This window comes from Pseudomonas sp. BW7P1 (genome assembly GCF_024981055.1).
In the GTDB taxonomy this organism is placed as follows: domain Bacteria; phylum Pseudomonadota; class Gammaproteobacteria; order Pseudomonadales; family Pseudomonadaceae; genus Aquipseudomonas; species Aquipseudomonas bananamidigenes.
The window spans coordinates 4,790,538-4,803,043 of sequence record NZ_CP103374.1 but is presented as its reverse complement, the minus strand read 5'-3'; the positions used below and the strand labels follow the sequence as shown (position 1 = coordinate 4,803,043).

Genomic DNA, 12,506 nt, shown 5'->3' with positions numbered 1-12,506 from the left:
GAGGCCGGCTCATCCAATAAAAATTTATCAGGCCCTAGTTAGTTGAACTCGTCACCCACCGGATACCGGCTCGCATTCAGGCTCTCTTTGATCTTGCGCAGATGCGGCTGGAAATCCACCCCGCGACGCAAGGTCATCCCCGTCGCCAGTACATCCAGCACCGTCAACTGAATGATCCGCGAAGTCATCGGCATGTAGATGTCGGTGTCTTCCGGCAGCGGAATGTTCAGGCTCAGGGTGCTGGCCTTGGCCAGCGGCGAGTTCTCGGCGGTCAGGCCCAGCACCGAGGCGCCGTTCTCCCGGGCGATGCGCGCCACTTCCACCAGCTCTCGGGTACGCCCGGTGTAGGAAATGATCACGAACAGCTCGCCAGTGTGCGCCACCGAAGCAATCATGCGTTGCATCAGCACGTCGGCATGGGCGGTGACCGCCAGGTTGAAGCGGAAGAATTTGTGCTGCGCATCCAGAGCCACCGGAGCCGAGGCGCCGAGACCGAAGAAGTGAATCTGCCGGGCCTGGATCAACAGGTCGACGGCGCGGCTGATCAGGTTCGGGTCGAGCGCCTGGCAGGCGCTGTCCAGCGAGGCAATGGCGCTGCCGAAAATCTTTTGTGTGTAAGCCTCGGGATTGTCGTCGGCTTCCACTGCGCGGCTGACGTAAGCCGCGCCACTGGCCAGGCTCTGGGCCAGTTGCAGCTTGAGTTCGGGGTAGCCGCTGACGCCGAACGAACGGCAGAAGCGGTTGACGGTCGGTTCACTGACAGAAGCGGCCTGGGCGAGGGCGGCGATGCTGAAGCGGGTGGCCTGCTGTGGGTTGAGCAGGATCACTTCGGCGACTTTGCGTTCGGCCTTGTTCAGCTCTTCAAGGCGACTCTGGATCTGTTCCAGTAAATTTCGCACGCGGTCCATATGGATTTCCTGAGATTCACCGGCGCCGATAAGCGCGCGGCCATGCAAATTGGGCCTTTGATGGGGCCCGTGACGGTGGCCTATCCTACTGATGGCTCCGATCGACCACCACTCGGAATCTGTATTTTGCGAAAATGTTGTGGTTATTACTACATTTTCCCTTGAGTGATACCTTGAAAAAAGGTATTTGTAGCTTAACTTGATAAAAGAACAAACATCATGCCTTCGATTACGGTTGAACCGTGCACCTTCGCCTTGTTCGGCGCCTTGGGCGATCTGGCCCTGCGCAAGCTGTTTCCTGCCCTTTACCACCTCGATGGCGCCAGCCTGCTGCATGAGGACACACGTATTATCGCGCTGGCCCGTGAAGCGGGCACCGAGCAGCAGCACCTGGCATTCATTGCTGCCGAGCTGCGCCGCTACGTGGGCAAGGAACTGGACGAGGCCGTGGCCGAGCGCTTTCTGGCGCGCCTGACCTACCTGCACGTCGACTTCCTCAAGGCTGAAGATTACGCGGCGCTGGCCGAGCTGGCCGGCAATACGCAACGCATGATTGCCTACTTCGCCACCCCGGCGGCGGTTTACGGCGCGATCTGCGAGAACCTGGCGAACGTCGGTCTGGCGGAAAACACCCGCGTGGTGCTGGAAAAACCGATCGGCTCGGACCTGGAATCCTCGCGCAAGGTCAACGACGCCGTGGCGCAATACTTCCCGGAGAATCGCACCTACCGCATCGACCATTACCTGGGCAAAGAGACGGTACAAAACCTGATCGCCCTGCGGTTCGCCAACAGCCTGTTCGAAACCCAGTGGAACCAGCATTACATTTCCCACGTGGAAATCACCGTGGCCGAGAAGGTCGGCATCGAAGGTCGCTGGGGCTATTTCGACAAGGCCGGCCAACTGCGTGACATGATCCAGAACCACCTGCTGCAACTGCTTTGCCTGATCGCCATGGACCCGCCGGCCGACCTGTCCGCCGACAGCATCCGTGATGAAAAAGTCAAAGTGCTCAAGGCCCTGGCGCCGATCAGCCCGGAAGGCCTGACCACTCAGGTGGTGCGCGGGCAGTACATCGCCGGGCACAGCGAAGGCAAATCCGTACCGGGCTACCTCGAAGAGCCGAATTCCAATACCCAGAGCGATACCGAAACCTTCGTTGCCCTGCGTGCCGACATCCGCAACTGGCGCTGGGCCGGTGTGCCGTTCTACCTGCGCACCGGCAAGCGCATGCCGCAGAAGCTGTCGCAGATTGTCATTCACTTCAAGGAACCGTCGCACTACATCTTCGCTCCGGAGCAGCGTCTGCAGATCAGCAACAAACTGATCATCCGCCTGCAACCGGACGAAGGGATTTCCCTGCGGGTGATGACCAAGGATCAGGGCCTCGACAAGGGCATGCAGTTGCGCAGCGGTCCGTTGCAACTGAATTTCTCCGACACCTGGCGCAGCGCGCGGATTCCCGATGCCTACGAGCGGTTGTTGCTGGAAGTGATGAACGGCAATCAGAACCTGTTTGTCCGTAAAGATGAAATCGAAGCCGCGTGGAAATGGTGTGACCAGTTGATCGCCGGGTGGAAGAAATCCGGTGATGCGCCCAAGCCGTATGCGGCCGGGTCGTGGGGGCCGATGAGTTCCATTGCACTGATCACGCGGGACGGGAGGTCGTGGTATGGCGATATCTGATGTGAAGCTGCCCGAGGGCGTGAATGTCCATGAATTCAAGAGCCCGGTGCTGCTCGCCGAAGGCCTGGCGCTGAGTGTCGCCAAGCAGTTGAGCGAGGCACTGGCCGCACGCGGCAGCGCCGTACTGGTGGTGTCCGGCGGCCGCAGCCCGGTGGCGTTTTTCCAGCACCTGGCCAGGCAGGAGCTGGACTGGTCGAAGGTTGTCGTGACCCTGGCCGACGAGCGCTGGGTGCCGGTTGAGCACGCCGACAGCAACGCCGGTCTGCTCAAGCAGTATCTGCTCAAGGGCCCGGCAGCCAAGGCGCAGTTCCTCAGCCTCTACAGTGCGGCGGCCAACGTCGAGCAGGCTGCCGAGCACGCCGATCGGTTGCTCGCCGAGTTGCCACCCATCGACGTGCTCGTGCTGGGCATGGGCGATGACGGCCATACCGCATCGCTGTTCCCGGACAGTCCGAACCTGACGCAAGCCCTGCAAGCCGATGGCACCCGTCGTTGCTGGCCGATGCTGGCGCCGAGTGTGCCGCGTCAACGCCTGACCATGAGCCGGGCGCTGCTGGCTTCGGCCAGGCACAAGATTCTGTCGATTTCCGGTCAGTCGAAACTGACCACCCTGAATGCCGCACTGGCATCCACCGACGTCGCCGCCATGCCGGTTCGCGCGTTTCTGCAACCCACGCTAGAGATTTACTGGTGCCCATGAGCCAAGGAACAGCCGCTATGACAACCCCATCCCCGACCGTTTCCATGGCGGACAAAGTTGCCCTGATCGACAGCCTCTGCGCCAAGGCGCGGATCCTGCCGGTGATCACCATCGCCCGTGAACAGGACGTGCTGCCGCTGGCCGATGCCCTGGCCGCCGGTGGCCTCACCGCGCTGGAAGTGACCCTGCGATCGCAGTTCGGCCTCAAGGCGATCCAGATCCTGCGCGAACAGCGCCCGGAGCTGGTGACCGGCGCCGGCACCGTACTCGACCGCAACATGCTGGCCGCTGCCGAAGCGGCCGGTTCGCAATTCATCGTCACCCCGGGCATCACCCGTGACCTGCTGGAAGCCAGCGTTGAAAGCCCGATCCCCCTGTTGCCCGGCATCAGCAACGCCTCCGGCATCATGGAAGGCTATGGTCTGGGTTATCGCCGCTTCAAGCTGTTCCCGGCTGAAGTCAGCGGCGGCGTGGCGGCCATCAAGGCCCTCGGCGGTCCGTTCGGCGAAGTGAAATTCTGCCCGACCGGTGGCGTGGGACCTGCCAATATCAAGAGCTACATGGCGCTGAAAAACGTCATGTGCGTGGGCGGTAGCTGGATGCTCGATCCCGAGTGGATCAAGAACGGCGACTGGGCCCGCATTCAGGAATGCACCGCCGAGGCGCTGGCGTTGCTGGACTGATCGCTTCACCCGACACTTCGTTGTGTGTTCTACGGCTTTACGGTGCGCTTGGTCGGCGCACCGTTTTTTTTTTGCCGGGGAAAAATCCGTGGCGACATTGCGCGATACATAGTTATCGCACGACGTCTTTTTCATGGCGCTAACCTGCGTTTTTCTTATGGAAGAGAGAACGCATCATGGATCACCAGCCGTCATTGCCACCCGTTTATCAGCTGGCGCCCGAGCAAGTCGCCGGGCCATATTTTCGCAATCCCAGACTGTTGCGCCGCAACATCAGCGAAGGCGCCGAGGGACTGCCTTTGCTGTTGCGCCTGACCATCGTCGATGCCATGACCGGCGAACCGGTCAGCGGCGCGCTGGTGGATATCTGGCACTGCAATGCTCGAGGGACTTATTCGGGCTGGAGCCGGATCAACCCGGATCAGGAAGTCGATGTCGAGGACATCGGTTCCATCCCGCGAACCGACGATGACACCTACCTGCGCGGCGGCCAGTTCAGCGATCACAAGGGCAGGGTGCGATTCACCACGATCTATCCGGGGTTCTATGCCGGCCGGGCGTTGCATATTCATGTGGCGGTGCGCATCGTTGTCGGCAGCGAATATCTGGACGAACGCAATGTGGCCTGGGTCGGGCAGCTGTACTTTCCCGAAGTCGTCTCACGTTCGGTACTCAACGCCAGGGCGTATCGCGGGCGGGCGTCCTCGCCACTGAACAACTGCCAGGACCATTACTACACCCGGATGGGCGGAGAAGCCTCGACGCTGACGGTCTGGCCGATCAGCCGCGATTCCCATGAGGACGGTTTCTTCGGTCATCTCACGATCGGCATCGACACCTTTGCGGTGTCGTCGCAGATCAAACCCGAGGACTTCGACAAGTACACGGTTTAGCGCAGTTCGTCGAGTGCCCGAATCAGCAATTGGATTTCCGCGGCCGTGGTGGTCAGCGCCGGTGTGATGCGGATGCACGGCCCGCATGCGGCCCCGTGGCGTACGACGGTAAACAGGTTGTACTCGCCGAGCAGGCGCTCGACCATCGCCTGCTGGTCGGCATGCCGGGTAAAGCGCATCGAGGTGATGCCGCAGTACAGACGCGGATCGTCCGGGGTGGTGACTTCGATGCCCGGCAGGTTGCGTACGGCGCTGACCCACAGGTTGCGCAGGTAGTTCAGCCGTGCGCCCTTGGCCGCCGCACCGCCCAGTGCACGGTGTTCCTCGAACACCAGCGGCAGGGTCATCAGCGCCGGAATGTTCGGTGTGCTGTGGGGCGTGCGGGAGCGGATATCGTTGAGCGGGGAATGCATTTCGCCCATGTCCGGGTCGATGTCGGCCAGACGTTGAGGGGCGATGTAGATAAAGCCCAGGGTCAGCGGCGAACCGATCCATTTGTGCAGGTTGTACCCGGCGAAGGCGATGCCCAGCGTCTCCAGATCAAACTCGATCTGGCCGAGGGCATGGGCGCCATCAAGGATGATGTCTACGCCATGTTCCCTGGCCAGTGCGGCGATGGCCCGCACCGGCATCACCAGTCCGGTACGGTGGGTGACGTGGGTCAGCGCCATCAGCTTGAGCTTCGGATAACGAGTGAATGTTTCTCGGTAAGTCGCCAGCAGACTTTCGAAACTGGCCGGGTGCGAGTGCTCGATCTCGATCAGTTCGACCCCGCGATGGCGGGCCAGCCAGCGCATGGCGCTCTTGACCGTGTCATATTCCAGGTCGCAGATCAGCAGCTGATCGCCTGGTTGCAGGCGGTTGTAGTTGCGGATCAGCGATTGCAGGCCGGCGGTGGCGTTCTGGGTGAAAGCGATGCTTTGCGCGCGCACGCCAATCATCTCGGCGAGTTGCGCGCGGATGTCGAAGCTGTCGTGCTGTTCGAATCGCTGGCGTGCGTAGACCGAGTTGCTGTTGTTGATCAGTTCGATGTGGCGCTGATAATCCTCGACCACTGTGCGTGACATGCGTCCGAAGTAACCGTTTTCCAGATTCACGGGGCCGGGGTGGCGGTCGTATCGGTCGGCGAACGTTTGCCAGAAGGCTTCGTCTCGGGCACGGCGGGTGTTATCGGGCATGGTCGGCTCGGCTCAGGAGGCGCCTCAGTGGCGCGGGGCGGGTTTGCCGTGTTTGGCGCGTAACGGTTCAAGCAGCTCCGACAATCCGTTGTGATCGATCTCATGCATCAGTGCGAGCAGGCCGCCGAGTTCACCCTGGGGAAATCCTTCTCGGGCGAACCAGTTCAGGTAAGGCCCCGGGAGGTCGGCAATGATCCGCCCTTTGTACTTGCCGAAGGGCATTTCGCGGGTGATCAGCAACTCGAGTTTTTCAGGATTCATCAAAGGGATCGTCTGGATTCGAAACAGTCTGGAAAATACAGGCATTCTGCATGCAGGCCAAATGACAGATCATGCAAAAAACAGGCATACAGATTTTTTATTTATTCATAACGTATTGAAAATTAAAGATTAATTGTAATTCTGGAAAATGGCACGGCCGCTGCAACAGTCCTTGCAACTTCAACCAAAACGCAAGGAACTGGAAAATGACTGACCTCAATAAAGAAGCCATCTCTGTCCTCAATGATCTGATTGAAACCAGCAAGGACGGCCAGGAAGGGTTCAAGACTTGCGCCGAGGACATCAAGCATCCTGAACTCAAAGCCCTGTTCGCGAAACGCTCTGCCGACTGCGCCACGGCGGCGGCTGAATTGCAGGCGACCGTGCGCTCGATGGGCGGCGATCCGGAAACCTCCACCAGCGTAAGCGGTGATCTGCACCGTCGTTGGGTCGACGTCAAAGCGATGTTCACCGGCAAGGACGAAGAGGCCGTGCTCAACGAAGCCGAGCGCGGTGAAGATCACGCGTTGAAGGCTTACCGTGAAGCGATCGAGAAGATCAACAAGCACAACCTGGTGGGTATTCGTGATCTGGTCGAGCGTCAGTACCATGGCGTGCAACGCAATCACGATCAGGTGAAAGCGCTGCGTAACCAGGCCCGCGCACGCTCTTGAGCGTTTGAGGCCAAAAAAAACGCCAGCTGGTCTGGCGTTTTTTTGTGTCCGGATTTAACCGGGGATCATCAGCCAATGCTGATGGCCGGCAAGGTCGGCAAGGTCACGGTCTGCTGTTTGCGCGGCGCCAGGATCTCGGCCTCACCATCGACCACCAGCTCGTCGCGCTGATTGAAAACTCGGGTGGCGATGCGTACGCGGAATTTAGGCAGTTTTTCGAGGATTTCCAGGCGCACGGTAAGCGTGTCGCCGATCTTCACCGGTTTCTGAAAACTCATCTGCTGACCGATATAAATGGTCCCCGGCCCAGGCAGCTCGCAGGCCACTGCGGCACTGATCAGCGCGCCACTGAACATGCCATGGGCGATGCGCTCCTTGAACATGCTGGCGGCGGCGAACTCGGCATCCAGGTGCACCGGGTTGTGGTCGCCGGACATCGCGGCGAACAGCTGGATGTCGCGCTCCTCGACAGTCTTGCTGTAGCTGGCGGTCTGGCCCACTTCAAGGGCTTCGTAAGGGATGTTGGTAACCTGGGTCATGGGTCTGAATTCCTGTGACGGATGAAATGAATACACAAAAAAGCTATTCGCTGCGGTGCGGGCGGGGATGGCTCAAGGCCTGGTCGATCCAGGCCAGGACATCGGCGGTCACTTCGTCGCGGTTGCTCTCGTTGAACAATTCGTGCCGAGCCTGGGGGTAAATCTTCAATTGCAGGTTCTGGCTGCCGGCCGAGCGCAAGGCGTTGGCCAGATCAGTCAGACGCTTGCCTTCGCTCACCGGATCACATTCGCCGCCGATCACCAGCAGTGGCAGGCCCGGGTCGATCTGGGCGAGATTGGACGCTTTACTGATTTGCTGCAAGCCACCGAGCAGGTCGATCCACAGCTGATTGGTGCAGCGAAAGCCGCACAGCGGGTCAGCGGCATATTTATCGACTTCGGCCGGATCGCGACTCAGCCAGTCGAACGCGGTACGTGTCGGCTTGAATTTTTTGTTGAATGAACCGAACGACAGCCACTCGATCAGGGCACTGCGCCCCTTGGGGCCCTGGCGCAATTTTTCGAAACGGGCGATCTGCCGCGCCGTTCGATACAGCGCCACCGGCTGGAAATTCGAGCCGCTGAGAATCGCGCCGTGCAGGCTGGCGCTGTGATGCAGCAGATACGCCTGGACGATGTAGCTGCCCATGCTGTGCCCGAGCAATATGATCGGCACGCCGGGATGACGCTGGCCGATGCACTGGTTGAGGCTCGCCAGATCGCCGACCACCTTGCACCAGCCATCGTCGTCGGCAAAATGCCCCAGCGTCCCGTGATCGGCCGTTTTGCCATGACCGCGCTGATCCGGCGCGTACACACCGTAGTCTGCAGCGCAAAACGACGCTGCCAGTCGCCCGTAGCGGCCGCTGTGCTCGGCCATGCCGTGGGCCAGCAGAATCACCGCTTTCAGCGGCGCAGACGGCAGCCACTGGTTGACGAACAGACGGCTGCGGTCACTGGCGTCCAGCCAGAAGGTGTCGTGGATCATGGCGCTTCCTTTTGCTGCCTGCTTTTGCTGAAGGGGCTCGAAGACGTTGCATTGTATAGCGCGTCCGATCCGGTCACGCCACGGCAGGAAGATTCATACGATCAATGAGGACCTTGCCCGTATTTGCCTGATTGACCATAGCTGCTAGTGTCCGTGAAGCCCCGCTTTTTGCTGTGTGCTTTTCCATGGACGGGAGAGGAGTGACAGCGACGCGGTCCCGGATCGGCTCAGGTAAAGAGGACAAGAACAATGCAACCTGATTTCTGGAATGACAAACGCCCGGCGGGCGTACCCCTGGACATCGACGTGAATGAATTCAAGTCGGTGATCGAGGTGTTCGAGCGTTCCTGCAAGAAATTCGCTGATCGCCCGGCGTTCAGCAACATGGGCGTGACCCTGACCTACGCCGAACTCGAGCGTCAGAGCGCCGCGTTCACCGGTTACCTGCAAGCCCACACCGACCTGGTGCCGGGCGATCGCATCGCCGTGCAGATGCCCAACGTCCTGCAGTATCCGATTGCCGTGTTCGGCGCCTTGCGCGCCGGGCTGATCGTGGTCAACACGAACCCGCTGTACACCGCGCGAGAAATGCGCCATCAGTTCAAGGATTCCGGTGCCCGGGCGCTGGTGTATCTGAACATGTTCGGCCAGAAGGTCCAGGAAGTGCTGCCGGATACTGACATCCAGTACCTGATCGAAGCGAAGATGGGGGACCTGATGCCCGCTGCCAAGGGCTGGCTGGTCAACACCGTGGTCAGCAAAGTGAAGAAAATGGTCCCGGACTACTCGTTGCCCCAGGCGCTTTCCTTCAAGAGCGCGTTGCGTATGGGCCGGGGCCTGGGCATCCAGCCTTTGAAGGTTGGCCTGGACGACATCGCCGTTCTGCAATACACCGGCGGCACCACCGGCCTGGCCAAGGGCGCGATGCTCACTCACGGCAATCTGGTGGCCAACATGCAGCAGGTTCGCGCCTGCCTCGGTCAGTTCGGCAGCGATGGCCAGCCACTGTTGCGCGAAGGGCAGGAGGTGATGATCGCGCCACTGCCGCTGTACCACATCTACGCCTTCACCGCGAACTGCATGTGCATGATGGTCTCCGGCAACCACAACGTGCTGATCACCAACCCGCGTGACATCGGCGGCTTCATCAAGGAGCTGAAGAACTGGAAGTTCTCGGCGCTGCTGGGGCTCAACACCCTGTTCGTCGCGCTGATGGATCACCCGGACTTCAAGACTCTGGATTTCTCCACGCTCAAGCTCACCAACTCCGGCGGCACCGCACTGGTCAAGGCCACCGCCGAGCGCTGGGAGCAGCTCACCGGTTGTCGGATCACCGAAGGCTACGGGTTGACCGAAACCTCGCCGGTCGCCTGCACCAACCCCTACGGCGAACTGTCGCGGATCGGTACGGTCGGCCTGCCGGTGCCGGGCACCCGGCTGAAGGTCATCAATGACGAGGGCGTCGAGCAACCCTTGGGAGAGCGCGGCGAACTGTGCATCAAGGGCCCGCAGATCATGAAGGGTTACTGGCACAAACCCGAAGCCACCGCCGAGGTGCTGGACGCCGAGGGCTGGTTCAAGTCCGGAGACATTGCGGTGATCGACCCGGACGGTTTCGTACGCATCGTCGATCGCAAGAAAGACATGATCATCGTCTCCGGTTTCAACGTGTATCCGAACGAAATCGAAGACGTGGTGATGGCCCACCCGAAAGTCGCGAACTGCGCGGTGATCGGTGTGCCGGACGAGCGCTCGGGCGAGGCGGTGAAGCTGTTTGTGGTGGCCCGGGAAACCGGGGTCAGCCTGGAAGAGCTGAAGGCCTACTGCAAGGAAAATTTCACCGCGTACAAGGTGCCAAAACACATCGTGCTGCGTGAGTCGCTGCCGATGACGCCTGTCGGGAAGATTCTGCGGCGGGAGCTGCGCGATATAGCCTGATCGGTGAATGGCCGCGCTTCGCGCGTTCGCGGGCAAGTCGAGTCGTAGCACCGACTTGCCCGCGATATTTTTGGGCGTATGACCCCGAAATTCGGGACTTTCAGGGTGTTATAGGATTTTTGCTCTAAAATGACTGCCAATAGTTCTTGAGTCATTAAAATGACTGTAGGGGCCGCTTTTGGCTCTAGTCGACCCTCGGCAAAGCTGCTACTCTCGGCGCGCTTTGTGACTTCTCGGCCTGCAAAAAGCCAGATTCACCAATACAAGACAAACACCAATAATAATCGCATCAAATGCGGTGCTGAATTCGCGTTGCTGAGGAGTGGGCTTCCATGATCGAAGACTTTTGGAAGGATAAGTACCCCGCTGGAATTGCTGCCGACATCAATCCAGATGAGTACCCGAATATTCAGGCAGTGTTGAAGCAATCCTGCCAACGCTTCGCCGACAAACCGGCGTTCAGCAACCTGGGCAAGACCCTCACCTACGGTGAACTGTACGAATTGTCCGGTGCGTTTGCCGCTTATCTGCAACAGCATACCGATTTGCAGCCCGGTGATCGAATCGCCGTGCAACTGCCCAACGTGTTGCAGTACCCGGTCGCCGTCTTCGGTGCCATCCGTGCCGGGCTGATCGTGGTCAACACCAACCCGTTGTACACCGCGCGGGAAATGGAACATCAGTTCAACGATTCCGGCGCCAAGGCACTGGTGTGCCTGGCCAACATGGCGCACCTGGCCGAAGCCGTGGTGCCGAAAACCGGGGTCAAACACGTCATCGTCACCGAAGTCGCCGACCTGTTGCCGCCGCTCAAGCGTCTGCTGATCAACAGCGTCATCAAGTACGTGAAGAAAATGGTGCCGGCCTATCACCTGCCCAAAGCCGTCAAGTTCAACGACGTGCTGAGCAAAGGCCAGGGCCAGCCGGTCGCCGAAGCCAACCCGGACAGCGGCGACGTCGCCGTGCTGCAATACACTGGCGGTACCACGGGCGTGGCCAAGGGCGCGATGCTCACTCATCGCAACCTCGTCGCCAACATGCTGCAGTGCAAGGCGCTGATGGGCTCCAACCTCAATGAAGGTTGCGAAATCCTGATCACACCGCTGCCGCTGTACCACATCTACGCGTTCACCTTTCATTGCATGGCGATGATGCTGATCGGCAACCACAACATCCTGATCAGCAACCCGCGCGACCTGCCGGCCATGGTCAAGGAACTGTCGAAGTGGAAGTTCAGCGGTTTTGTCGGCCTCAACACGCTGTTCGTGGCCCTGTGCAACAACGAAGGTTTCCGCAAGCTGGACTTCTCGGCGCTGAAAGTCACCCTGTCCGGCGGCATGGCCCTGCAACTGGCCGCCGCCGAACGCTGGAAAGCAGTCACCGGTTGCCCGATCTGCGAAGGCTACGGCATGACTGAAACCAGCCCGGTAGCCACGGTCAACCCGATCCAGAACATCCAGATCGGCACCATCGGCATTCCGGTGCCGTCGACCTTGTGCAAGGTCATCGATGACGCCGGTGTCGAACAGCCGCTGGGGCAAATCGGTGAACTGTGCGTCAAGGGGCCACAAGTGATGAAGGGCTACTGGCAGCGTCAGGAAGCCACCGACGAGATCCTGGACAGCGAAGGCTGGTTGAAAACCGGCGACATCGCGCTGATTCAGCCGGACGGCTACATGCGCATTGTCGATCGCAAGAAAGACATGATCCTGGTCTCCGGTTTCAACGTGTACCCGAACGAGCTGGAAGACGTGCTGGCGACCCTGCCGGGCGTGTTGCAGTGCGCGGCGATCGGCATTCCGGACGAGAAGTCGGGCGAGGCGATCAAGATTTTCATCGTGGCCAGGCCAGGCGTCACGCTGACCAAGGAAACGGTGATGGAGCACATGCGCGCCAACGTCACCGGCTACAAGGTGCCGCGTTCGGTGGAGTTCCGCGATGCGCTGCCGACCACCAACGTCGGCAAGATCCTGCGCCGCGAATTGCGCGACGAAGAGCTGAAGAAGATCAAGGCCAAGAGCGCCGCGTAAAGCAAAAAGCCCCGCAGATGCGGGGCTT

12 protein-coding genes are annotated in these 12,506 nt (G+C 60.2%); 7 read left to right on the top strand and 5 right to left on the bottom strand.

Going from position 1 to position 12,506, the window contains the following annotated elements; all coding sequences use genetic code 11:
• Nucleotides 1-38 precede the first annotated feature (38 nt).
• Nucleotides 39-899 carry a MurR/RpiR family transcriptional regulator gene (locus tag NWV16_RS21665; RefSeq protein WP_169842436.1) on the bottom strand — a complete coding sequence of 287 codons (861 nt, stop codon included), beginning with the start codon at nt 897-899 and terminating at the stop codon, nt 39-41.
• Nucleotides 900-1,127: 228 nt separating this feature from the next.
• Here NWV16_RS21665 and zwf point away from each other — a divergent pair, with 228 nt between their 5' ends.
• The 4 genes from zwf to NWV16_RS21645 all read left to right on the top strand — a co-directional run bounded on the left by zwf (nt 1,128) and on the right by NWV16_RS21645 (nt 4,870).
• Nucleotides 1,128-2,594, top strand: coding sequence for a glucose-6-phosphate dehydrogenase (gene zwf, locus NWV16_RS21660; protein WP_260520689.1), 1,467 nt, complete (start codon nt 1,128-1,130; stop codon nt 2,592-2,594).
• On the top strand, nt 2,581-3,294 hold the full coding sequence (gene pgl / locus NWV16_RS21655; RefSeq protein WP_260520688.1) for a 6-phosphogluconolactonase: 714 nt from the start codon (nt 2,581-2,583) through the stop codon (nt 3,292-3,294). The genes zwf and pgl overlap by 14 nt, the downstream gene beginning before the upstream one ends.
• A gap of 17 nt (nt 3,295-3,311) precedes the next feature.
• Nucleotides 3,312-3,977: a bifunctional 4-hydroxy-2-oxoglutarate aldolase/2-dehydro-3-deoxy-phosphogluconate aldolase gene (locus NWV16_RS21650; protein ID WP_011335602.1), complete on the top strand. Its 666-nt coding sequence runs from the start codon at nt 3,312-3,314 to the stop codon at nt 3,975-3,977.
• Between the two features lie 176 nt (nt 3,978-4,153).
• Nucleotides 4,154-4,870: an intradiol ring-cleavage dioxygenase gene (locus NWV16_RS21645; protein ID WP_260520687.1), complete on the top strand. Its 717-nt coding sequence runs from the start codon at nt 4,154-4,156 to the stop codon at nt 4,868-4,870.
• On the opposite strand, the gene NWV16_RS21640 is transcribed toward NWV16_RS21645, so the two are convergent.
• Both NWV16_RS21640 and NWV16_RS21635 read right to left on the bottom strand, forming a co-directional pair.
• Nucleotides 4,867-6,048, bottom strand: a complete 1,182-nt coding sequence (locus NWV16_RS21640; RefSeq protein WP_260520686.1) for an aminotransferase class V-fold PLP-dependent enzyme — start codon at nt 6,046-6,048, stop codon at nt 4,867-4,869. The two genes, NWV16_RS21645 and NWV16_RS21640, sit on opposite strands and share 4 nt — an antisense overlap.
• A 24-nt stretch (nt 6,049-6,072) precedes the next feature.
• Nucleotides 6,073-6,309: a DUF3820 family protein gene (locus NWV16_RS21635; protein ID WP_260520685.1), complete on the bottom strand. Its 237-nt coding sequence runs from the start codon at nt 6,307-6,309 to the stop codon at nt 6,073-6,075.
• 206 nt (nt 6,310-6,515) lie between these two features.
• Here NWV16_RS21635 and NWV16_RS21630 point away from each other — a divergent pair, with 206 nt between their 5' ends.
• Nucleotides 6,516-6,983 carry a ferritin-like domain-containing protein gene (locus tag NWV16_RS21630; RefSeq protein ID WP_065259338.1) on the top strand — a complete coding sequence of 156 codons (468 nt, stop codon included), beginning with the start codon at nt 6,516-6,518 and terminating at the stop codon, nt 6,981-6,983.
• 68 nt (nt 6,984-7,051) lie between these two features.
• Here NWV16_RS21630 and NWV16_RS21625 read toward each other — a convergent pair whose 3' ends face one another.
• Both NWV16_RS21625 and NWV16_RS21620 read right to left on the bottom strand, forming a co-directional pair.
• Complete coding sequence (locus NWV16_RS21625) at nt 7,052-7,522, bottom strand: MaoC family dehydratase (protein ID WP_003227420.1); 471 nt, start codon at nt 7,520-7,522, stop codon at nt 7,052-7,054.
• Nucleotides 7,523-7,565: 43 nt separating this feature from the next.
• Nucleotides 7,566-8,510, bottom strand: coding sequence for an alpha/beta hydrolase (locus NWV16_RS21620; protein WP_260520684.1), 945 nt, complete (start codon nt 8,508-8,510; stop codon nt 7,566-7,568).
• Between the two features lie 249 nt (nt 8,511-8,759).
• Between NWV16_RS21620 and fadD2 the strand changes: the two genes are divergently transcribed.
• Together fadD2 and fadD1 are read left to right on the top strand one after the other, a co-directional pair.
• Complete coding sequence (fadD2, locus tag NWV16_RS21615) at nt 8,760-10,448, top strand: long-chain-fatty-acid--CoA ligase FadD2 (RefSeq protein ID WP_260520683.1); 1,689 nt, start codon at nt 8,760-8,762, stop codon at nt 10,446-10,448.
• Between the two features lie 332 nt (nt 10,449-10,780).
• Nucleotides 10,781-12,478 (top strand): long-chain-fatty-acid--CoA ligase FadD1, encoded by a 1,698-nt coding sequence (fadD1, locus tag NWV16_RS21610; RefSeq protein WP_260520682.1) that lies wholly within the window; start codon nt 10,781-10,783, stop codon nt 12,476-12,478.
• Nucleotides 12,479-12,506 lie beyond the last annotated feature (28 nt).